The organism is Desulfoluna sp. CYM3A (assembly GCF_056829965.1).
In genome coordinates this window covers 1354558-1375819 of sequence record NZ_CP186556.1, presented here as the reverse complement: position 1 = coordinate 1375819, position 21262 = coordinate 1354558, and the positions used below count along the sequence as shown (strand labels likewise).

The window sequence follows — 21262 nt, the reverse complement described above, 5'->3', positions numbered from 1 at the left end:
GCCGGCACCGTCGGCAACACGCTAAAACGAAAGGCCACCGTGTATCCCGCCAGGGACACACGGCGGCCTTTTTGTTTTCAGGTTATCAGGCGCTGGCCCGCCGGGTATTTTCGGCTTTCCTCGGGTACTTCAGGTAGGGAATGATCTGGCGGTTCTTGTTGCCGCCGGTGCCGTCGTAGGTCACGCAGACCACGGGCACGCCGGTGACCGCTTCGATGGTCTCGGTCATGGACTCGGTGACCAGGGAGGCACAGCAGAAGGCCGGGCTGGTCTGGACAAAGAGGCCCACGTCCGGGTAGTGCTTCTTGATGTAGTGGACTTTGAGGATGTTGTCCATGGACTCTCCGGTGTTCTCCATGGAGAGGTTGTACCGGGCCAGGATCTTCTCCGGGTCGTCGGTGTAGGTGTGGTGCACGTCCGGCAGCACCCGCTGGATTCCTCAAATATCGGCGCTCCAGGGTGTTCATGGCCGCCAGAAGGGGCTTGTAGGAAATAAGGCTCATGTATTTGCCTTCGGCAAACCACTTCCTGAAATACTTTTCCGCGATCATCTTGGCGTACTCGTTGTACGGAGTGGTGATGGCCTCGCCGCCGTGGTCTTCGATGACCCGGATCAGGTCCTGGTTCATCACCTTGTTGTCCCGCACGTAAAGGTCCCCGAAGATGGCCACCTTGATGCGCTCTTCCCTTCGGGTCTCGATGCCTTCGAAAAGCTCGGTCACTTGGATGACGGCGCTCTCCTTGGTACGGTATCCGGCCATGGCGTCGCAGAGGATCTCCATGGACCGCTCGGCCACCTTGTCCGTGGCGCCAGGAACCGCCTCGTAGGGCCGGACCCTGCAGATCATCTTCCGCAAAAGCCCCCCGAACAGATAGGCAAAATAGGTGTTCACTCCCGCACGGATGGAGATGTCGATGAAGGAGAGCTCTCCCACAAACACGCCGGCCTCTTCCATGCCCCCGCCATGGGCCTTGAGGTGACTCTTGATAAAATGGGGGTAGAGCTTGATGTTGCAGGCCAGCTCCGAATGGGACATCCAGAGCACGGTGTCGGCCGGGTTGAGCCGGTTCTGCTCCATGCACTCGATGAACCCCTGGGCGATGGCGTTCACCGGGATGCACTGGCCCGTGTTGAACTTCAGGCTCTGCTGGATGGTGGCCGGGGTCTCCTCGATGAGGTAGGTGGTGTACCCTTCCCGCCTTAAGTTCTCGGCCAGGAGGCGGCAGGTGATGGCGTCCCAGTTGGGGATCACCACGTTCTTGTTTCGCATCTCCTTGGTCAAGTCCGGGTTCACCACGGAGTAATCTCCGGAGCCGTCCCTGTGGGCCTGGGTGTAGTGGTTCTTAAAGGAGCGGATGGCCGCCTCGATGCGGGTTTCATACCCCACGCTGGAGTCGTGCTCGTCCAGCTCCAGGATCAGATACGGCTTGTTGTTGGCCTCCATCACCTTTTTAAAGGCATCGATGATAAAGGAGTCCGGGGCGCACTTGAAGGAGGTGACGAACACCGGGTAGATACCGGGGATCCCTGCGGCGGTCTCCGCGGCCTCCAGGATCTTGGCCGCGTAGTTCCAGTGCAGTTCGTCAAGCATGGGGCAACTTTGACCGGGTCTCAGTCCTGGTAAAAGGACTTCACGCCGCGCTCGGCAAAGATATCGGGGATCCGGTTGTTGGCCTGGCGGGACAGCACCGTGTAGGGCCGACCGAGGAGCACCACCGAAAGGTTCTCCCGGGGTTCAAACTCTTTTTCGTAGAGCCCTTTCAGGTTTTTCCTGGCCTCCTTCATGAACTCGGTGGCCTTGTTGTACGCGGTGGATACCTCAAAAAAACTCACGGGCTGTTTTGTCACCTGCTTGAGCATCCGGTAGAGCCGGTACCGGGTATGGAACCCCGAATAGAGGTACTTCAGCGTGGGGGTCAGCAGCTGGGCTTTGCCCCCCAGGGCCGAGGCCGAAAGCACGGCCGGAGAGAACTGGGTGTAGTAGCAGTACTGGCGCCGTCCGCCCTTTTCCGGGTTCTTGTTCTCGATGTAGTAGGGCAGGAAAATAAAATCCGCCTTGTCCACCAGATGGGACACATGCCCGTGCAGGGCCGTCATGGGCGCGCAGAATTCGGCGCCGGTGAGGTTTTTCCCCTCCTTGACCGCCGCCTTGAACCCTTCACTGGTCACCGTGCGGATGGAGAGCAGGGAGAAAAAGCGTTTCCAGAAAGGCAGGTCTTCGCGCAGGTGAAGGGCTGCCGGGATGCCCACGACTTCGGCGTGGCGATACGAGGTGGGCGGCTCCACACGAAGGAGTTTTTTGCGGGCCTTGAGCAGGTCAAACCCTGCTTTGTTGCTGCTCACAAAGGAGGTGGACTCGTAATCGCGGCCGCAGAGGAATCCGTAGGCCACCTTCTCCCCGGCCACATCGGCCACGGTGATCTTGCATTTGTTATTGCAGAGGGAGCACACCTCGGAGGTGACGGCAATATGCTCTTTGTGGAGCCCCGTCCCCCGGAAGGTGGTGGCAGGCGCCCCTTCGTCCAGAAGGGTCAGGGCCGTGCCCAGGGCCCCGGTAAGATGACAGAACTTGGACACCAGGATCTTCTTGTTCAAGCGCTGCTCAAAGGCCGCCACCAGGGCTTTGTTCTTGGCCGTGGCACCCTGGAAAAAGATCACCTCGCCGATGCGCCCCTCTTCCGCCACCTTGATGAGGTAGTTCTCCCTCACCGAATGCAGGGCCGAGGCCAGCACCTCGTCCACGGAAAACCCACAGGCCAGGTAGTGGTTGATGTCCCGCTCCATGAAAACCGTACAGCGATCGCTGCTCATGGGGGCGCGAACCCCCAGGGTCCGGCGGGAGTAGGACCGCACATCGCACCCCAGTTTCAGGGCCTGCTCCTCGATGAAGCTGCCGGTTCCAGCCGCGCAGACGTTGTTCATCACCGAAGAGGTGACCATCCCGTTTTTCAGGGTGGTGAACTTGGCGTCCTGGCCCCCGATCTCGATGATGGTGTCCACCTCAGGGTTGAGCTCGCAGGCGGCCCGGGCATGGGCGGTGATTTCGTCTAAGGCCAGGTCCGCCCCCACGATGCGCCCGATAAACTTGCGGCCCGAACCCGTGGTGCCCGCCCCCTTCCAGTCAAAGGCGACCCCGAGCTTTTTCTCAACCTCTTCCACCGCCTCAAAGATGCCTGATACCGCATCCACAGGGCGGCCTGAGGTGCGGGTGTAAAACCCGGCCACCACCTGTTTTGCCTCGTCCACCACCACCGCCTTGGTGCTGGTAGAGCCGATGTCGATGCCCAGGAACGCGGGCAGGGTTTTCTCCGTCGGCGTCTCGTAGACATCCACCTCAACAAAGCTTTTGAGGCCGTCATGCTCAAAGGGCAGATCGTAGCTTGAAACGCTTGAGAAGTCGGGATAATCCGACAGGTGCAGCTCCAGGGGCGGGTAGTGGTACTCCTTCACAAAGGACTCCTGCTGCTGCACGCCCCCGGGGATGGCAATGGGCTCGGCGTCGCAGGCAATGGCCCCACCGGCCAGAAACTCCAGGGCAGCCCCCACGGCGCCATAGTAAAGGGCCATGTCGTCGGTAACAAAGGGCACCCCGGCAATGGACTCCAGGTGACCGGTCACAGCGCGGTTCAGGGCCACGCCCCCCACAAAAAGCACGGGGTCTTTTTGCTCCCGTGAGGCAAACACGGTATCGGCGATATTTTTGGCCAGGCCGTGGCAGAGGCCGTCACAGATCTCGGCAAGGGAGTACCCCTCCTGCTGGGCATGGATAAGGTCGGTCTTGGCGAACACAGCACACCGGGAGGCGATCTCGGGAAACTCTCCGTTGCTCTCTTCGGCGATGCGGGAGAGCTCTTCAATACCGGAAAGATTGAGGCGGCCTGCCTGCTGGTCCAGAAAACTCCCCGTACCCGCGGCACAGGACGTATTGCCACGGGTGTCCACGTAATTGCCCTTGTCGTCAAAGCGGATCAGGGCAAACTGCTCGCCCCCCACGGACAGCACGTTTCGTGCTTCGGGATGAAGCTGCTTTGCCGCATGGATCAGGCTGATGCGCCCGTCAAACCGTCGATTGGCCTTGATCAGGGATGGGGTGGTATCTGTGGCTGCCACCGCGCCAATGCGGCTTTCTGAAAAGGCCTGCAGAAGGGTCTCCACTGCCGATGTCATCTCACCTTTGTGCTGCAGGCTGACTTTTTTCACAATCTGCCTGTCGGGAGTCATCTCAACGGCGGTGGCCGATACGGATCCGATATCCAATCCAAGAATGTTCAGTGTCATATGTGTGGTCCCCAGCATGAATGGTTCGTTCTGTTCCAACGGGAAAGGGAACGTTAAAACCGGATATGTCTCAGCAACCTTCATTGGAGTAACGTCATACGACGTCAGATTGATCGCTTTCTGGCGAAATATCCGGATTCAGGGCTCGACCACCCCTTTGTTAAGGAAGGATTCTCTTCTCCTGCCGCTTCGGGTATCGCAAGGAGACAGCAAAACGGACAGAGGAAAACCCTGCATGGAGATAAAGGAGGGGGTGCTTGTGTGTTCGAGTGTGAGCCCTGGAGTCTCTGAAATCATCTGCTGCCGACGCCGCCGGTGGTGTGACGGCCGCAACAAAGGGGCGAGCGCGTAAAAAATAGGATCATGGGCCGTACAGATGGTTGCCGCTTAGAATACGTATTCTACACTCCGACACGTACCGGCACAAGCTCTTATCACTCCCCATGGCCCAATCAGAACCCGCCCGCAGGAGCCGCTTCAGAGACAACATTTCAATTTTACCGGAAATCCCAGCCGGTGCAATCGCCCAACAGAAAAAAACCGAATCCCTGCCTTTGAAGGTATGTTTCCAGGCAGGGGTACGTAAAATCATCGGACAGCCCCATGAAGGTGCCGCCCCATCACCAACGAACAATGGCTTGACGAACCGCACCGAAAGGTTGATTTATGGAGAAATTGCCAGTAATATAGAGACATTCGTTTATCAACTCATCATCATCCATTCTGAAATGCCTTCATATCCGTTGCCCGAAGAAACAGAGTAAACATCGCCCTTTTCACCCACGGCAACCCCACGTCCTCTTTTCATGATGCGTTGGTAATCAATGTTCCTTTGCCCTTTGTTCTCCGGTCAGTTTCCCTTTTCGGCAAGGCCCCGTTACGCACATAAACACGATGCATTCCGACACCGTTGAAAGACCGCCTATGTCTACCTGGCCTCCAGGTTTTCCGGCTTTTCCCAGGGGTAACGCCCCCCTTGTGTAAAGCAAAGGGCGGAGCTATAGTCATTGATCATGCCTGCGCACAGACGCAGTCATCCTTGCACAGCGCCCCAGACATTCACCCATCAGCCCATACGCAACGGACATAAAATGCGATGCCCGGACCGGGACCCAACATCAACGAACAATGCCTTGACGTCACCAGCGACCTGAACGTCCTTTCCGACGTGCGCCGCTTTCTGAGAGACGTCTTCGCCGGCATCGCCGACGACCCCGTCAACCGCATGGAGCTGGCTGCCAACGAGGTGGCGGCCAACATCATCCGGCATGCCTACAAGGGAGCCCCCGGCCACACCATCGTCATCCGGGCACAGGTGGGTCCGGACCGCATCTGTGTCAGCTTCTTTGATCACGGTGCCCCCTTTGACCCGGAACAGGTCCCGGCCCCTCTCTTCGACGGCTCCCAGGAAGGAGGATTCGGGCTCTTCATCGTCTCCGAGGTAGTGGATGAGTTTCGATATCTCCCAAGCGCTGAGGGAAATCGCACAACCCTCTGCATCTTTCTGCCATGACCCGTCGCCCAAAGACCCTTGTCCTGTGTCTCCTGATGTTTCTCTGCGCCCCGGAATGCCCGGGGGCCGACACCAACCGCCCACTTTCGGACGAGGAGATCCTTGAGGCGATCGACATGCCGGACGGAACTTTTCTGGGTCATGCCTCCGAGGCCCAGGCCCGGAAGCTGGCCACCCTTTTGTGCAACCACCACAACAGCGCCATGGAGCACCTGGCAACCCTGGAAGACGCCGCAAAACAGAAGGAGGTCAAGCGCCTCATCCGGGAAAACCTCATGGTTGCCCAGCGGATCCTCGGGCACATCGAGAAAACGGCCAAGCACCAGGGCACCGGAGAATTGACCCTTTTTTACGACACCGGCGCCGACAGCTTTGCCGAAAACAGCCTCCAGCACAGGCGCCTGATACGGTTTCTGGACTACCTGGCCCGGGAGAGCAAAGGCCGCTCCATTCTTTTCATCAGCATCGGCAGGGCCTCGACGCCGGGGGAAGCGAAGGAGAACCTGGCCCTCTCCGCCAGGCGTGCCCACTTTCCCAAACGCTTTATCGACCACTACCTTGTAAACACCCCCCACGGGTTTTACGAAATATACGGCACGGGGGAGGCCAACAGCCCGGAAACCGGGAGCCCGGCCATCCACAGGCGCCACCAGCACACCCGCCTCATCGCCTTTTATGCAAAACCGTCCCCCCGGGAGCCTGCGGTGTCCGCCCCCCCACTGTCCCAGGCATCCCAGAACGCCCCGGACACCGCCGTACGTGCCGACACCGCAGAGCTCGCCCCCACGGAATCTGGCACCGGCACTCTCCTCGGCATGGAGTTCGCCTGGATCCCCCCGGGCACCTTCATCATGGGCAGCCCCACAGATGAACCGGGACGGGACCCTGACGAAACACAGAACCAGGTGACCCTGACCCGGGGCTTCTACATGCAGACCACAGAGGTGACCCAGGGCCAGTGGGATGCCCTCATGGAACACAACCCCTCCTACTACAAGGAGTGCGGGGCCAACTGCCCGGTGAACCGCGTCTGCTGGACAGACGTCATGGAGTTTATCCGGCGGCTCAACGCCATGGAGGAGGCGGAAGGATTTTACCGGCTCCCCACGGAGGCGGAGTGGGAATACGCCTGCAGGGCGGGAAGCCCGGAGGCCTTTGCCAACGGCCCCCTGCTGGAGCTTGCCTGCGCCTACGACACCAACATGGACCATATGGGCTGGCACATCGGCAACTCGGGAACCCGTCTCCACATGGTGGGCCTGAAGGCAAAGAACAGCTGGGGCCTCTACGACATGCACGGCAACATCTGGGAGTGGTGCATGGACTGGGAAGGTCCCTACGGCGACCAGCCCCGCATCGACCCGCAGGGACCGTCCATGGGAGACCGTAAGGTCATCCGGGGGGGGAGCTGGAGCAGCGACGACCGGGACTGCCGCTCCGCCAACCGCCTCTTCGTCACCGAGTGCAACCGCAACGCCGGCATCGGTTTCCGGCTGGTGATGGATAAACAAGAGGAATGATTCAGTTGCCTCCCGCGGGTCGCTTTTTTGGAAAAAAGCTCCGCACGTTTGCCCCCCGGCAGGGCCGCCGGAGGCAATGTTGAACTGAATAGTTACAAACAAGAATCATCTTTCACACAACAAAGAAGGGCCCCATGAAGATCCATTCCGAACCCATCAACGACGTCGTTGTGGTGGACATCCTGGCAGACTCCCTGGACGCCGGGAACACCCGTGAATTCAGGGAAGCCATCACCCCCCTGATCACCCCGGGTTCCACCCTTGTCCTCAACCTCGAGACCGTCCGGTTCCTGGACAGCTCCGGGTGCGGGTCCATCCTCTCCTGCCTGCGCCAGCTCAACGCCAATGACGGGGACCTCAAGGTGTGCGGCCTCCAGAAACAGGTACGCGCCGTCTTCGAACTGGTGCGTATCCACCGGATCATCGACATCTTTGAGAACCGCGACGAAGCCATCAGACAGGCGTAAACCCATGCTCGCCTCCCCGGACAGCGACGGCCGTCGGCGAACCGAACTCATCGAGGAACTCTACGGCCTTTACGGCAAAGGGACCCTTCGCATGCGCCTGCGTTTTGCCCGGAAGAAATACGCCTGGGTGACCGTCACCGGTGGGGCCAGGGCCATCAAGCGCGGCTTCGACATCCTGGCCGCCCTTTCCGCCCTCATCCTGCTTTCCCCCCTTTTCCTTGCAGTGACAGTGGCCATCCGGCTCACGGATAACGGGCCGGTGCTCTACTGGCAGAAACGGGTGGGCAAATGGGGGCGGGAGTTCCCCTTCCCCAAGTTTCGATCCATGGTGGTGGACGCAGAGACCGCCAAGGATGCGATTCTGGACCAAAGCGATCACGAGGAGAGCATCACCTTCAAAATGAAAAAAGACCCCAGAGTCACCGGCATCGGCAGGATCATCCGAAAGTTCAGCATTGATGAGCTTCCCCAGCTCTGGTGCGTCCTCAAAGGAGAGATGTCCCTTGTGGGGCCCAGGCCGCCGTTGCCCCGGGAGGTCGCCCTCTACACCCTGGCCGACAGGCGGCGCCTGGACGTCACCCCGGGCCTCACCAGCATCTGGGCAGTGAGCGGTCGGGGAGACATCCCCTTCCACCGCCAGGTGGAACTGGACCTCCAGTACATTGAAAGCCGCAGCATCGCAACCGACCTGAAGATCCTGCTCAAAACCATCCCCGCGGTCCTCTTCGGGCGGGGGGCGTACTGAGATGAAGGCCATTGTCATCGCCACGCGCGGGGTAGACCATGCCCCTGTGCTCTCGGAGCGATTCGGCGCGACCATGCTTCCCCTTCTTGACCGGCCCTTCCTCCAGCACGGGGTGGAATCCCTGGTGCGATGGGGTGCCACGGAAATCGAGTTTGTCCTGAGCCACCGCCCTGAAAAGGTGGAGGCATTTTTCGGCACCGGGGAGCGTTGGGGGTGCCGGTTCCGGTACCATCTCGTGCGGGATCCGGAGCACCCGTACCGCCCCTTGGTGGATGCCCTGGCCTCAGCCCGGAAAGCCCCCCTCATCCTGGCCTGCGGCGAGGTTCTCCCGCTGGTGGAGACGCTGCCCGAAGCCGAAGACGCTCCCCTGGTCCTCATCCACGGAGAGGGGCCCGACATGCAGTGGTCCGGCTGGGCTGTGTTCCCAAGCGGCTTCGGCATGGACATGGAGGTCCCCACCGATGCCGCCGCCCTCGAAGCGGCCCTGCTCAATGCAGGGGCCAGGGAAGAGTCCCTTGCCTCCGTGCTGACGGTCCGGGACCCGGCCACGCTCCTTGGGGCCACCCAAACCCTTCTGGACAAAGGCGTGCCCTACCTCATGCACGACGCCCGGGAGGTGGAGGACAGTGTCTGGCTCTCCCGGGATGTGGGAATCCACCCCACGGCCCGCATTACCCCGCCGGTCTATCTGGACGAGGGGTGTCGCATCGGCAGACTGGCGGAGATCGGTCCCTACGCGGTCCTGGCCAAAGGGTGCGTGGTGGACGAAAAAACGCGCATCCAAGATTCCGTGGTCCTGCCCATGAGCTACATCGGCAAGGAGCTCTCACTGGAAGACTCCGTGGTGGACAAGAACTGCCTGGTCAACACCTCCATCGGCTCGGAACTCACCGTCACCGATGCCTTTATCATCGGCAACCTGGCTGAAAACGAACTCCGGCACCGCCTCGCCAGGATGGGATCCCGGATGGCGGGCCTCCTGCTGCTGGTGCTCTTCGCGCCCCTGCTCCTCATCACACTGATGATCCTTACCCTGTCCAGGGAAGGTCCCTGCCGACCGCACCGGGACGTGGTGAGCCTCCCCGCACTGGCCGACGAAACCCACTGGCACACCTTTGCCTTTGCCACCTGCGAGGCCCAGGGACCGAACCCCGCCACCTGGGAGGCCCGGTGGTGGCACTTCTTCCTTGTCTTTCTCCCCGGCCTCATCCACGTGGCCGGAGGCCGCATGCGCCTGGTGGGCATAGGACCACGAAGCACCGACGCCATCCGGTCCCTGCCCGAAGACTGGCGCCAAATCACCCTCACGGGCAAAGGGGGCCTCGTCACCGAGGCCATGCTCCACTTCGGGCCTTATCCCGATGAAGACGAACTCTACGCCGCCGAAACGGTCTACACCGTCTCTTCAGGTTTTTTCTACGACGCAAAACTCCTGCTCAAATACGCAGGCCAGCTCCTGGGCGTCATCCCACGCCCCGGCTCTTCCTGACCCTGCACATCTCCCCATTCCCCTTCACCTCTCCCGATTCTCTATCCCCCTGTTCCTCCATCGCCTGTTTTTCCTATTTCCTGTTTTCCCTATCACCTGACGTCCCTGTTACCTGCTTTCCCCATTACCTATTACCTGATTTTCCTTCTTTACCTAAGGCCCATGGATAAAACCGTCCTCTTTCCCCTGATCGTCAGCGCCATTCTCCTTGCTTCCCGCTCGCCCCGGGAGGTCTTCATCCTCTCGTTCCTGCCGGCCCTCACCTTCTTCCCCGCCTATTTTAACGTCAAGGTGGTCAGCGGGGTGCCCGAACTCTACTTCTGGTCCGCAGCCCTGGTACCCATCCTGGCAGCCTGGGCCATGAAGGGATTCGACGGGTACGATTATCACTGGATGGACCTGTTTATCTTTGCCTACGTTTTCGCCATCTTCTTTGCCCAGTGGAGTAACAGCACCTACAAGATCTCCCAGAAGATCCTCTTCAACAACCTCATGGGGATCTGTGTTCCCTACATGCTGGTACGGAGCTTCTCCGTGGACCGGAAAGCCCTTGTCTCCCTGATCCGGGCCATGACCGTGGTGGGGGCTGTGGTGGCCTTTTTGAACGCCATCGAATTCCGCATGTTCGTCAACCATTTCGACGAGCATTTACGGCGCCTCTGGCCCACCTACGTGGTCTGGGACACCGGCATGGTCATGAGCCGGTGGGGCTTCAAACGGGCCCTGGGGCCCTTCTCCCACCCCATTGTGGCCGGCTATGTCTTCGCCCTCATCGCCCCCTTGGCAATCTGGTGCTACAACCAGGGCCACTACCCCACCCGCCGCAAAGGCCAGATCATCAGTGAGCTGTCGATACGCTTGGCATCTTCGTCTCCATCTCCCGGGCCCCCATCATCGGATTTCTCCTGGGCCTTGCCGTCATCTACTACGGCTGGAACAAAAACCGCGCCGCCATCCTCACGGTGGTCTCCATCGTCGGGGCGATCCTTTTGATGGTCATCGTGCCGAAGTTCATCGACTACATCGCCGTCACCCGAGCCACGGCCACCACCGAGGCACAAAGGAACGTGGCCTACCGAAAGGAGATGTGGCAGGCCTACAGCGAGGTGGTCATGGAGCGACCCTACGCCGGTTGGGGCCGCTTCTCCGTGCCGTCGGTGAAGGGGATGAAATCCATCGACGCCGAATACCTGGGCGTGGCCCTGGCCTCAGGGGTCATCGCCCTCTTCTTCTACCTCGTCTTTCTCTTCGGCATGCTGATCCGCATGATCCTCTACGCCCAGAAAACAGCCTGGGACGACCCCTGGGGGCGCCTGGGCTGGTGCCTCATCGCGGGCTGGGTCTGCGCCATCTTCTCCCAGGCCACCGTCTATTCCGGAGCCCAGAGCGTCCAGTACCTCTACATGCTGGCCGGCATCGGCCAGATCCTGATCCTCACCCGGCCCCGGGAAACAGCATCGGAAGCCGAAGAGCCGGTGCCAGCCCGCTTCGGTTTTGCCCGCATCATCTGACTCAAGGGCCCGCCGTCCATCGAACCTGTCCCGAAAGGTCCCCCTATGCCCCAGGCTCCTCGCCGCCCTTCCGCAAACCGCGCTCTCCTGGCCGCAGCAATACTCCTTGTCTCGATCTGCGCCTGCGGCCCCAAGCCGTTGGAAATCCCCGACGACACCCCCTTTTCCCGCAGCAGCTTCCGCACAGAGATCCCCTTTGCCGACCCCGAGGTGATCCGGCTCCACGAGGCCAACCTCACCCATGAGTACATCATCGGCTCCGGGGACCTGCTCACCGTGGACGTCTGGAACCGCCCCAAGCTCTCCGGGGAACACGTGGTGGGGCCCTACGGCAACATCACCCTGCCCATGCTGGGGGAGTTCAAGATCGGAGGCATGAACCGGAAAAAAGCCTCCACCATCATCACGGATCTCTACCGGGAGTTCTACGAAGAGCCCATCGCCACGGTAAAGATCATCAAGTACATGAACAACCGGGTCTATGTTCTCGGAAGGGTTGCAAATCCGGGAGTCATTCATTTCAGCGGCCAGGCAACCCTCCTGGAAGCCCTGGCCATGGCAGGGGGCCTTCCCACCCGGGATAAAACCATTTTTCTCTCCAAATGCTACATTGTCCGCGGCAAAAACCAGATCATCTGGATCGACCTGTTGAAGCTCCTGCAGCGGGCCAACCTCAAGCTCAACATCAGCCTGGCCAACAACGACATCATCTATATTCCGGAGTCCATGGACGCCGCGGTCTTTGTCATGGGGGAAGTAGAGAACCCCGGTTCCTACCAGATCCAGACCACAGGCCTCTCCATATTGGATGCCATCAACCTGGCGGGCGGCCCCACCGAGGATGGCCAGACCGACGAAATCCGTCTCATCCGGGAGATGGAAGGGCAGGAGGGAGTCAAAACCATCGACATGGACATGATGCTGGCCACGGGCAACCTGAGCGACAACTTCCTGCTCCTGGACAACGACATCATCTATATCCCGAGAAAAGGAATAGCCACTTTCAACTATTACCTGCGCCAGATCGACCCGTTCCTGCGCACCTTCATCAGCGGTACCATCATCCACGACACCTTGACAGACTGACCCCACGTCCCATGCCCCACGACACCCATCGAGACCGCCCCTGCCATGGAAACACCGGAAAACAAATCTGTCCCGGCCTTTCCCGCCAAGCCCATCGATCCGGTTGGGAGCCTCCTCAACCACCTGCCCATGGTGTGCCTTATCGCCCTGAGCATCCTGGCCCTGGGCGTTCCGGCGGTCTGGCTCAAGGTCAAGCCCGTTTATTACAGCGAGGCGGTCCTGAAAATCGAACCGGTGATCCCCAAGATCCTCTACGGCAAGGAAGAGGCCTCCATCACCCCTTATTACGACGACTATGTGCGGACCCAGATCAACATCGTCAAAAGCTACGCCGTCCTCTCCATGGCCATCGAAGAGGTGGAAGAGACGGGCACAAACTGGAAATTCCCGGATGAAACCATGCAGCAGGCCGTGGACCGCCTGGCCATGCGCCTGGCCATCAAGCAGCTGCGGGACACACAGCTTTTCTCCCTGTCCATGTTCAGCCGGAGGGGACGTGGGCTTGCCGAAATCCTCAACGCCGTCTCAGCGGCCTACATCGAACACACCCGGCTGGAACGGTTCAACAAGGACGGCTCCAGGCTGGGGTTCCTCAAAGGACGGCGCGAAGAGCAGGAGAAGGTCCTGGCGGAAAAGTACGCTGTACTGGAGAGCATCTCGGCCAAGTATGCCGTGGGGATCACCGATGAGAAGAACATCTACGTCTACCTCCAGGCCGTGGTGGACCTCACCCAGCAGCTGGTAAAGGCCAAGACGCGGCGCATCGAGACCCAGACCCGGCTTAGGGAGCTGGGAAATCAGATGGTCAAGCTCCAGCAGCTGGACATCTCGGCAGATGTGGACGACGGTAAAGGACTGGGCCACCGAAACCATCCAGCTCTGCAAAAGCTCAGGACATGCGACTGACCCTGTCCGGGGTCAACGAGAACCACCCGGACAGAAAAGAATACGAAGAGAACCTCACCCGGCTCTACGAGGTCCAGGAGAACCTCCTCAGACGGGCGGGAGGTCAGGAGGTCATCCGGGGCAAGCTCCTCTCCGACCAGCGGAAAAAAATCCTGGAAGAGGAGATGCTCTTTGCCTCGGCCCTGAGCGCTGAACAGCGGCTCATCGAGGAACTCACCGCCGCCGAGCACAAGGCCACGGACGTCAACACCCAGATGATGAAAGCGTCCACCCTCAGGCGGGAAATCGATCGTCTTCAGGACGCCCTGCTCCGCATCGAAGAACGCATCGACCAGATCGAAGTAGAGTCCCGCTCACCGGGCCGGGCCAGCATCCTTACCCGGGCCAAATCCCCGGAAAAGCCCGATACGGGCAAACGGGTCAAGATGGCCGTGGTGGTGGTCCTTCTCAGCTTTTTTGCCGGCATCGGCTATGCCGTGACCAAAGACAAAATTGACCCGAACCTTCGAAGCATCCAGGACATCCAGCGGGTTTTGGGGTTCCCCCCCACCGGTCACATCATGGACGCCGCCCAGGACCAGGGGGCGGCAGAGGATCGCCACAGAATGTGCCTGGACACGCCATTTTCGCGAATTTCCGAACAGTTCAAGGAGATCGCCTTCTCCATCGCCAAGGAGAACACCGAGCACAAATCCCGGGTCTACAACGGCCTCTCCCTCAACGGCAAACAGGGGGTCTCCACCTTTCTCCTCAACACCCTCACCGCCCTGCCCGGCATGGCCAAGAACAAGATCTTCGTGGACCTCAACGTCTGGAGCCCCGTGAGTCGGGACCTCTTTCCCGAAGACACCCTGGGGCTGTGGGACGTTCTGGAGGGCCGCTGTGATTTGCAGGACGCCATCATCACCGACAGCGATTTTCCCTTCCACATCCTCCCCTTCGGCAGCTGGCCGGGCACAGACAAAAGCATCTTCCAGGAGATCGGCATGGCTCCCATGATCGAGAGCCTTCGGTGCGATTACGATTACATCCTTCTGGACTCCTCCCCATTGTGGCTCTCCACGGACGCCCGGTTCCTCACCCACATCTCGGATGTCACCATCCTGGTGGTGGAGTCCGGCTCCGTGGTGGAAAAAGAGCTCGCACGGGCCGTTCATACACTCGACCGCCTGGAGGTCAAGGCCATCTCCGTGGTCCTGAACCGTGTCAGCTTCCAACGGGGCCGGTACTACCGGGAGGCCATGGACAACTACTACCGCCAGGTAAAAACCTCGTTTCAGGGGACGGGATAACGTGAAGACCCTCATCGAAAGAATCCGCCTTCGTTTTTTCATCCCAAGCGGCTTTCCCTACGCCCGATACCTCAAAGAGAAGGGGACGCTGAGGCGCCAGGGATCAGGCTGTTTCATCGCCAAAAACGCAGGGCTGCCGGACGGCTACCTCACCGCCATCGGCGACAACGTCTGGATCACCGACGGCTGCCAGCTCCTCTGCCATGACGCCTCGGTGATCATGCTCAACGCCCGGGATGCCTCCCACCTGGACCGTGTGGCCCCCATCACCATCGGGGACCACGTGTTTCTCGGCAACCGCACCACCGTGCTTCCCGGCATCACCGTGGGCAGCGACGTCATTGTCGGGGCGGGCTCCGTTATCACCCGGGACATCCCCGACGGGGAGGTCTGGGCGGGGAACCCTGCCCGCCGCATCTGCACCACGCAAAGCTATCGGGACCGGATCCACGCGGCCACCGAGTCCCTGCCCTGGTCTTCCCTCCTTGCCGGAGAAGGCCCCCACATCTATGACCCGCACCGTGAAGCCGCACTCCGCAAAGCCCGCGTGGCCCATTTCTTCACCGACGACGAGGCGCACCAATGACCCATTCCCCGCAGCCAGGCCAGGATGTGCCCCAGGCCCCGGACCAGCTCCGCATCGCCGTGGTCAGCCCCGGAGACCCCCGGGACCGGCGCACCTGGTCCGGCTCCACCTACTTCATCGTCAAGGCCCTGGAGCCCCTTGCTCATTCCCTGACCTGGCTCGGCCCCCTGGCCGTGCCCCATCAGCGCCTCAAAAAACGGCTGGCCACCATCCGCCGACACGTCACCGGCCTCCGAACTTACCCGGAGCGCACCGTCAAGGCGTCCCAATACTTCGGCAGGCGCATCGACCGGTGCCTGGACCGGGAAGAGTTCGACCTGCTCCTGGCCCCTGCGGCCAGCGTGGAGGCAGCCCACATCGAAAGCGACATTCCCCTGGTCTACATCTCCGATGCCACCTTTGCCCTCATGCAGGAGGTCTACCCCATTTTTTCGTCCATGGGGAAAGCCGCGGTCACGGAGCACCGATTTGAACAGGCTGTCATCGACCGGGCCGACCTGCTGGTCTATCCGTCCCACTGGGCCGCACGGTCGGCCATGCACTCCTATGCCGCGGACCCGGACAAGGTGCGGGTCATCCCCTTCGGCGCCAATCTGGACACCTCGCCCGTAAGGGAAGCCTGCCTCGGCAGGCACATCAAAGACCGCCTGGAGCTTCTCTTTCTGGCCAAGGAATGGGAACGAAAAGGAGGGGAGATCGCCTTTCATACCCTGCTGGACCTCCTCGAACACGGCGTGGACGCCCGGCTCACGGTCTGCGGCACCGTGCCTCCGGCCCCCTTCCGACACGAACGCATGACCGTAATCCCGTACCTCAACAAAAACATCCCGGAGCAACGGGCCCGCTTCGAGGAGGTGCTGAGCCGTTCCCACCTCTTGCTTTTGCCCACCCCCCCCCGGGCCGAATGGTGTGGTCTTCTGCGAGGCCGCCGCCTACGGATTGCCCGTCTATGCCACGGATGTCGGGGGCGTGGGCACCATCGTGGAAAACGGGGTCAACGGGCACCTTCTGCCCCCGGCGGCAGGCGGGGCCGATTTTTCCCGCCTGATCCGGGAGACGGCCCTGGACCCTTCCACCTACATGCGCCTGAACACAGAAAGCAGGCGGCGCTATGAAGAACGCCTCAACTGGGAGGTCTGGGGACACACCATGGCAACAGAAATCTCACGGATCCTGCCCAAGCCATGAACGACAAAGAAAACATCGCCAGGACCGTCTCCCGGAACTCGTTGTTCACCATCATCTACAACGTCTGGTACCTGGGGAGCCGCCTTGTCCTGACACCGCTTATTCTCTCCTACATCACCATTGAGGAGTACGGGCTCTGGGCCTACTGCTTTGTGGTGCTCTCCTACCTGGCCTTAACCGCCTTTGGCTTTAACAACACCTACATCCGGTATGCCGCCGATTATCGGTCCCGGGGGGAAGACCACAAGGTCAACCAGCTCCTCTCCACGGGCATCGTCTCCATGCTGGGGGTGGGGCTCCTCCTGTTTCTCCTCTTTCTGCCCGCGCTGCCCTTCCTCATCCCCGTCCTCGGCATTAACCCGGAGCTCAGCCGCACGGCCCACCGGCTCTTTGTGGGAACCGCCGCCATCTTCGTCCTCAACTTCAGCCTGGCCGGGTACCAGTGCGTGCTGGAGGGCGAACAGAGGATTGCCCTGGTCCGGAAAATCCACCTGGTTGCCTCGGTGGTGGAGCTCATTCTCCTGCTCCTCTTTTTCCGCCTGGGCATGGGGGTCTTTTCCCTGCTCTGGGCCTATGGTATCCGCTTCGGGCTCATCATCCTTTCCACCATTTTCTTCGCCCACCGGGTGTTTCCTTTTCTCTCTGTGCGATTTCGGCACCTCCGCCTCGAAGCCCTCAAGGCCTTCGGCAATTTCGGCGGCAAGATGAGCCTTTGTAACTCTTTCTCCCTTCTCATCAATTCGGTGGACCGCATCTTTATCACGCGTATGCTCCACCTGGGCCCTGCGGGCCTCTACGAGATCGGGCGAAAGCTCCCCAACATCGGTATGATGCTCCCGTCGGCCGTGGCCGGGACCCTCATGCCCGCGGCCTCTCATCTGGAGGGGAGCGGGCTCCACAGAAAGCTCCGGGGCATGTACCTGCGGGCCACCCGTTACATCATGCTGCTTTCGGCCCTGCCCTACGCCTTTCTCATCTTTTTCGCCCCCCAGATCATCGAGGTGTGGGTGGGACCGGGGTACGACGGCCCGGCGCGGGTGATGCAGATCCTGGCCCTGGGGACCCTCATCAACCTCTTCACCGGCTCCGGCACCGCCTGCGTCCGGGGCATGGGGCTCCCCGGCTACGAAATCCGGTACATGGCCATCTCCGCCGCCATGCTCCTTGCCCTCACCCCGGTGTTCATCCACCTGGCGGGCCTGGAAGGCGCGGCCTGGTCCTACACCCTGGCCCAGGCCACAGGCTCCATCTACTTTTTGTTCGTGGCCAACCGGTTGTTTGAGATCCCCTGGAAAACCTTCATCGGCCAGACCGTGCCCCCGGTGCTGGTCATCTTTGCAGCGGGACTGCCCGGCCTGCTTCTCTGCCAAAATATCTGGGCTTCCGGGGCATTCTCCCGGTGGTCCGGCCTCTTTCTCCTGGCCCTCTTTGGCTGTGTCCACCTGCTCCTGGCCGTGCTGTTGCTGCTTCTGACGCGCCACCGCCTGTTGACCCCGGAAGAAAAAGCCAAGCTGGCTGACATCACGCCCCCGAAACCCATGATCCCGTTGTGGAGCCGACTATGGAGTCCCCCATAAAGCAACATCTCAGAAACATCTCCCTGGGCGTGCTCAGCCGACTGATCCGCTTCGTGTCTCCGGCAAGCCTCGCCCTGCCCCGCCACCTTTACACGGCCCGGTTCATGGCTCGTCTTCCCGGCACCGACCCCTCCACTCAATGCGACGGGCCCGTCCGCGTCATCGGTACCGGACGCATCGCCCTGGGCAAAGGGTGCCGCATCGGCAGGGAGTGCGAGTTCACCACCGAAGAGACAGGAAAAATCATCCTGGAAGACAACGTCCGCATCAACCGGGGTACCACCCTCGCCAGCTATGCCCAGGTCCGCATCGGCACCTTTGCCATCATCGGCGAGTTTACGTCCATCCGCGATGCCAACCACGGCACGGAGATGGGCACCCCCATGCGTCTGCAACCCCACACCGCAACGCCCATCACCATCGGCAGGGACGTCTGGATCGGCCGAGGGTGCTGCATCCTGCCCGGAGTCACCATCGGCGACGGCGCCATCATCGGCGCCAACAGCGTGGTCACCAAAGATATCCCCCCTCACACCCTGGCAGCCGGGGCTCCGGCCACCGTGCTCCGGGAAAGGCAAAAAGGGTCCCCATGAAAGACAAAATCGCATACCTGGCCCCGGAAATTCCTGCCCTGTCGGCCACCTTTGTTTCCGGAGAACTTCTGGAGATGGAGACCCAGGGGTTTTCCGTGTTGCCCATCTCGGTGCACCGCCCCACGTCCCCGGCCACCGGCCGTGAGGCGGAACGACTGGGCCGCGTCACCTGCTACCTTTACGATCAATCAGGGATTTCCCTCTTCTGGTCCCACCTCAAACGGGTGGCAACCCGACCCGTGAGGTACGCCAAATCCATCAACATCCTGGTACGGGACCTGGTGCGGGTGGGGCCCTTCTCACGCACCGCGGCCGGACTCTGTTACCGCTGGGCAAGGGCCTCTCACCTGGCCGACATCCTCGATGCCAACCGATGTGAGCACCTGCACACCCACTTTGCGCACATCCCCACGGACCTGGCCATGTACGCCTCGATCATGGGCGGGGTCCCCTTCAGCTTCACGGCCCACGCCAACGACCTCTTCGAACGGGCCTGGCTGCTGAAGGAAAAGGTCAATCGGGCCGCCTTTGCCGCCACCATCTCCGAGTTCAACCTGCGCTACCTCATCTCTCGGGGAGCACCGGAAGAGGCCATCCACGTCATGCGCTGCGGGGTGGATCCCTCTCTCTTTGAGGCCAGGCCCCCCAAAGAACTGGCCACGCCGCCCCTTTTGGGCAGCATCGGCCGTATGGTGGAAAAAAAAGGGTTCCACCAGCTCATCAAGGCCTGCGCCATCCTCAAGCGGCAGGGCATCGCCTTTCACCTGGAGATGGCAGGCCACGGCCCCATGAAGGAAGCTCTCCAGCAACGGGTGCTGGACCTAGGCCTCTCCGCAGAGGTCACCTTCAAGGGGGCCTTGCCCCATACAGAGGTGCCGGGCTGGCTGACCGGCCTCGACGCCTTTGTGCTCCCCTGCAGGCGGGACGATCAGGGAGACATGGACGGCATCCCCGTGGTGCTCATGGAGGCCATGGCCTCCGGGGTCCCGGTGGTCTCCACGGCCATCTCAGGAATCCCGGAACTCATCGACGACGGCACCACAGGCCTTCTCTGCGAACCGGACAATGAGGATGACCTGGCCGAATCCCTCAAGCTCCTGCTGGCCCACCCCGATCTGCGGAAGAGCCTTGCCGAAAACGGCCGGGGCAAGGTGGAGGCGGAGTTCCACCAGGGAGCAAACACGGCGGCCCTGGCACGGCTGATCCGGCGGGCCTCGTTCCCACGGCCCTTTCCACCCCGTCAAAAAAGGCCCATCGGCAACCCGCCCCGCTACATCGTGGTCTCACCGGTGCGCGACGAAGAAGCGTACCTTCCGGCCACCATCGCCAGCGTCGTGTCCCAGACCATTCCCCCAACAGAATACATCCTGGTGGACGACGGCTCCACGGACAGCACCGCGGACATCATCCGGGAAGCGGCCAAAACCCACCCCTTTATCCGGTACGTCAGGCGATCCAACCGCGGGGAGAGAAAAGTGGGTGCCGGGGTCGTGGAGGCCTTCTACGACGGGTATGCGGCCATCGCCGCCACCTCCTACGACTTCATCTGCAAGATGGACGGGGACCTAACCGTCGGCCGCACCTATTTTGAGACCCTGTTCAGCCGCTTCCGCCAGGATCCCTACCTGGGGGCGGCCAGCGGAAAGCTGTTCCTTGATCTGGGGGACGGCCGGATGGTGGAAGAACGCATCACCGACGAAAGCGTCCTGGGCGGGGTCCTGTGCCTCAGCCGCAGCTGCTTCGAGGCCATCGGAGGGTTTACCCGCCAGGTGATGTGGGACGGCATCACCTTCCACCGGTGCCGCATGGAGGGCTACCGCACCCGCAGCTTCAACAACCCGATTCTGCGGATCACCGACCACCGGATCATGGGATCGTCCCACAAGAGCATCTACCACGGCCGCCTGCGCTGGGGCTGGGGCCAGTACTTCATGGGCACCCACCCCCTCTACATCCTCGTTGCCGGGCTGTACCGTGTCATCGAACGCCCCTTTGTCATCGGCGGGCTTCTCATCATCGCCGGGTACCTCCAGGGCTGGGTCACACGGACCCGTCAGTACAACCACCCCGGCTTCAAGGCCTCCTTAAGGGCCTGGCAGCTCGAGGGGAGGCTCAAGCTGGGCAGGCGCCTGGAGGTGCTGCCGGAGCCCAGCGGCCCCATGCCGACGGACCCCCTGGGCCAGCAGGAGACCGCCGATGCGAACCATCCCTCCTGAAGCGGACAGGCAGCCCTCCGGGACGGCCCCACCCGCCGAGCGCGAGCTCATCTTCCGGCTCATCCTGCCGTTGAGGCTCTTCGGCGAGGTCTTTTTCCTGGGGATTCTCATGGGACGCGAGCCGGTCCCCGGGGCGTCTCCCGAGCAGGGACGGCTCAGGGGGAACCTCACAGCCGCCGCCATCCTGATCCTGCTGTTGTGTGTGGTTCTTTCGGGAAGTTTTTTTCTGCTCTATCTCATCAAGACCCTGCTGGGACTCGACCTCTTTACCGACGCCCACCTCCTGGAGTGACC

19 protein-coding genes and 1 pseudogene are annotated in these 21262 nt (G+C 61.3%); 18 read left to right on the top strand and 2 right to left on the bottom strand.

What is annotated here, in order from left to right:
- Positions 1–77: 77 nt before the first annotated feature.
- Both ACOYW1_RS07160 and ACOYW1_RS07155 read right to left on the bottom strand, forming a co-directional pair.
- Positions 78–1592, bottom strand: a complete 1515-nt coding sequence (locus tag ACOYW1_RS07160) for a hypothetical protein (protein ID WP_482422247.1) — start codon at positions 1590–1592, stop codon at positions 78–80.
- Between the two features lie 20 nt (positions 1593–1612).
- Positions 1613–4279 carry an acyl-CoA dehydratase activase gene (locus ACOYW1_RS07155; RefSeq protein ID WP_482422246.1) on the bottom strand — a complete coding sequence of 889 codons (2667 nt, stop codon included), beginning with the start codon at positions 4277–4279 and terminating at the stop codon, positions 1613–1615.
- A 443-nt stretch (positions 4280–4722) separates the two neighbouring features.
- On the opposite strand from ACOYW1_RS07155, the gene ACOYW1_RS07150 reads away from it, so the two are divergent.
- The 18 genes and pseudogenes from ACOYW1_RS07150 to ACOYW1_RS07065 all read left to right on the top strand — a co-directional run bounded on the left by ACOYW1_RS07150 (position 4723) and on the right by ACOYW1_RS07065 (position 21260).
- A complete protein-coding gene (locus ACOYW1_RS07150; RefSeq protein ID WP_482422245.1) occupies positions 4723–5043 on the top strand; it encodes a hypothetical protein in 321 nt (106 codons plus the stop codon).
- A 332-nt stretch (positions 5044–5375) separates the two neighbouring features.
- Positions 5376–5792, top strand: a complete 417-nt coding sequence (locus tag ACOYW1_RS07145; protein WP_482416922.1) for an ATP-binding protein — start codon at positions 5376–5378, stop codon at positions 5790–5792.
- Positions 5789–7312 (top strand): formylglycine-generating enzyme family protein, encoded by a 1524-nt coding sequence (locus tag ACOYW1_RS07140; RefSeq protein WP_482422244.1) that lies wholly within the window; start codon positions 5789–5791, stop codon positions 7310–7312. The genes ACOYW1_RS07145 and ACOYW1_RS07140 overlap by 4 nt, the downstream gene beginning before the upstream one ends.
- A 134-nt stretch (positions 7313–7446) precedes the next feature.
- Positions 7447–7779: an anti-sigma factor antagonist gene (locus ACOYW1_RS07135; RefSeq protein ID WP_482416924.1), complete on the top strand. Its 333-nt coding sequence runs from the start codon at positions 7447–7449 to the stop codon at positions 7777–7779.
- 4 nt (positions 7780–7783) lie between these two features.
- The gene (locus ACOYW1_RS07130; protein ID WP_482422243.1) at positions 7784–8524 is read left to right on the top strand and encodes a sugar transferase; all 741 of its coding nucleotides are present in this window, start codon (positions 7784–7786) and stop codon (positions 8522–8524) included.
- Between the two features lies 1 nt (position 8525).
- Entirely contained in the window at positions 8526–10013 is a 1488-nt protein-coding gene (locus ACOYW1_RS07125; protein WP_482422242.1) for a GlgC family sugar phosphate nucleotidyltransferase, read from the top strand.
- Between the two features lie 162 nt (positions 10014–10175).
- The gene (locus ACOYW1_RS07120) at positions 10176–11006 is read left to right on the top strand and encodes a hypothetical protein (RefSeq protein WP_482422241.1); all 831 of its coding nucleotides are present in this window, start codon (positions 10176–10178) and stop codon (positions 11004–11006) included.
- Complete coding sequence (locus tag ACOYW1_RS07115) at positions 10889–11524, top strand: O-antigen ligase family protein (RefSeq protein WP_482423679.1); 636 nt, start codon at positions 10889–10891, stop codon at positions 11522–11524. The genes ACOYW1_RS07120 and ACOYW1_RS07115 overlap by 118 nt, the downstream gene beginning before the upstream one ends.
- A 45-nt stretch (positions 11525–11569) precedes the next feature.
- The gene (locus ACOYW1_RS07110) at positions 11570–12610 is read left to right on the top strand and encodes an SLBB domain-containing protein (protein WP_482422240.1); all 1041 of its coding nucleotides are present in this window, start codon (positions 11570–11572) and stop codon (positions 12608–12610) included.
- Between the two features lie 45 nt (positions 12611–12655).
- The gene (locus ACOYW1_RS07105; protein ID WP_482422239.1) at positions 12656–13516 is read left to right on the top strand and encodes a GumC domain-containing protein; all 861 of its coding nucleotides are present in this window, start codon (positions 12656–12658) and stop codon (positions 13514–13516) included.
- Entirely contained in the window at positions 13507–14808 is a 1302-nt protein-coding gene (locus ACOYW1_RS07100) for a hypothetical protein (RefSeq protein ID WP_482422238.1), read from the top strand. Before ACOYW1_RS07105 ends, ACOYW1_RS07100 begins: the two co-directional genes overlap by 10 nt.
- A gap of 1 nt (position 14809) precedes the next feature.
- Positions 14810–15394 carry an acyltransferase gene (locus ACOYW1_RS07095; protein WP_482422237.1) on the top strand — a complete coding sequence of 195 codons (585 nt, stop codon included), beginning with the start codon at positions 14810–14812 and terminating at the stop codon, positions 15392–15394.
- Positions 15391–15981 (top strand): annotated as a pseudogene (locus tag ACOYW1_RS07090) (glycosyltransferase family 4 protein); the annotation flags it as partial. The gene ACOYW1_RS07095 and the pseudogene ACOYW1_RS07090, both read left to right, overlap by 4 nt.
- A gap of 322 nt (positions 15982–16303) precedes the next feature.
- Positions 16304–16582, top strand: coding sequence for a glycosyltransferase (locus ACOYW1_RS07085; RefSeq protein ID WP_482422236.1), 279 nt, complete (start codon positions 16304–16306; stop codon positions 16580–16582).
- Positions 16579–18159, top strand: a complete 1581-nt coding sequence (locus ACOYW1_RS07080) for a lipopolysaccharide biosynthesis protein (RefSeq protein WP_482422235.1) — start codon at positions 16579–16581, stop codon at positions 18157–18159. Before ACOYW1_RS07085 ends, ACOYW1_RS07080 begins: the two co-directional genes overlap by 4 nt.
- Complete coding sequence (locus ACOYW1_RS07075; RefSeq protein WP_482416933.1) at positions 18144–18752, top strand: acyltransferase; 609 nt, start codon at positions 18144–18146, stop codon at positions 18750–18752. Before ACOYW1_RS07080 ends, ACOYW1_RS07075 begins: the two co-directional genes overlap by 16 nt.
- Positions 18749–20968, top strand: a complete 2220-nt coding sequence (locus ACOYW1_RS07070) for a glycosyltransferase (RefSeq protein ID WP_482422234.1) — start codon at positions 18749–18751, stop codon at positions 20966–20968. Before ACOYW1_RS07075 ends, ACOYW1_RS07070 begins: the two co-directional genes overlap by 4 nt.
- A complete protein-coding gene (locus ACOYW1_RS07065; protein ID WP_482416935.1) occupies positions 20949–21260 on the top strand; it encodes a hypothetical protein in 312 nt (103 codons plus the stop codon). Before ACOYW1_RS07070 ends, ACOYW1_RS07065 begins: the two co-directional genes overlap by 20 nt.
- Positions 21261–21262: the final 2 nt, after the last annotated feature.

What these genes read in the sequence shown, in the direction of transcription:
- ACOYW1_RS07070 (WP_482422234.1), top strand. Translation starts at nt 18,749, where the DNA reads ATGAAAGACAAAATCGCATACCTGGCCCCGGAAATTCCTGCCCTGTCG.
- ACOYW1_RS07080 (WP_482422235.1), top strand. Translation starts at nt 16,579, where the DNA reads ATGAACGACAAAGAAAACATCGCCAGGACCGTCTCCCGGAACTCGTTG.
- ACOYW1_RS07145 (WP_482416922.1), top strand. Translation starts at nt 5,376, where the DNA reads ATGCCCGGACCGGGACCCAACATCAACGAACAATGCCTTGACGTCACC.
- ACOYW1_RS07140 (WP_482422244.1), top strand. Translation starts at nt 5,789, where the DNA reads ATGACCCGTCGCCCAAAGACCCTTGTCCTGTGTCTCCTGATGTTTCTC.
- ACOYW1_RS07075 (WP_482416933.1), top strand. Translation starts at nt 18,144, where the DNA reads ATGGAGTCCCCCATAAAGCAACATCTCAGAAACATCTCCCTGGGCGTG.
- ACOYW1_RS07150 (WP_482422245.1), top strand. Translation starts at nt 4,723, where the DNA reads ATGGCCCAATCAGAACCCGCCCGCAGGAGCCGCTTCAGAGACAACATT.
- ACOYW1_RS07105 (WP_482422239.1), top strand. Translation starts at nt 12,656, where the DNA reads ATGGAAACACCGGAAAACAAATCTGTCCCGGCCTTTCCCGCCAAGCCC.
- ACOYW1_RS07120 (WP_482422241.1), top strand. Translation starts at nt 10,176, where the DNA reads ATGGATAAAACCGTCCTCTTTCCCCTGATCGTCAGCGCCATTCTCCTT.
- ACOYW1_RS07100 (WP_482422238.1), top strand. Translation starts at nt 13,507, where the DNA reads ATGCGACTGACCCTGTCCGGGGTCAACGAGAACCACCCGGACAGAAAA.
- ACOYW1_RS07160 (WP_482422247.1), bottom strand. Translation starts at nt 1,592, where the DNA reads ATGCTTGACGAACTGCACTGGAACTACGCGGCCAAGATCCTGGAGGCC.
- ACOYW1_RS07135 (WP_482416924.1), top strand. Translation starts at nt 7,447, where the DNA reads ATGAAGATCCATTCCGAACCCATCAACGACGTCGTTGTGGTGGACATC.
- ACOYW1_RS07110 (WP_482422240.1), top strand. Translation starts at nt 11,570, where the DNA reads ATGCCCCAGGCTCCTCGCCGCCCTTCCGCAAACCGCGCTCTCCTGGCC.
- ACOYW1_RS07130 (WP_482422243.1), top strand. Translation starts at nt 7,784, where the DNA reads ATGCTCGCCTCCCCGGACAGCGACGGCCGTCGGCGAACCGAACTCATC.
- ACOYW1_RS07155 (WP_482422246.1), bottom strand. Translation starts at nt 4,279, where the DNA reads ATGACACTGAACATTCTTGGATTGGATATCGGATCCGTATCGGCCACC.
- ACOYW1_RS07125 (WP_482422242.1), top strand. Translation starts at nt 8,526, where the DNA reads ATGAAGGCCATTGTCATCGCCACGCGCGGGGTAGACCATGCCCCTGTG.
- ACOYW1_RS07065 (WP_482416935.1), top strand. Translation starts at nt 20,949, where the DNA reads ATGCGAACCATCCCTCCTGAAGCGGACAGGCAGCCCTCCGGGACGGCC.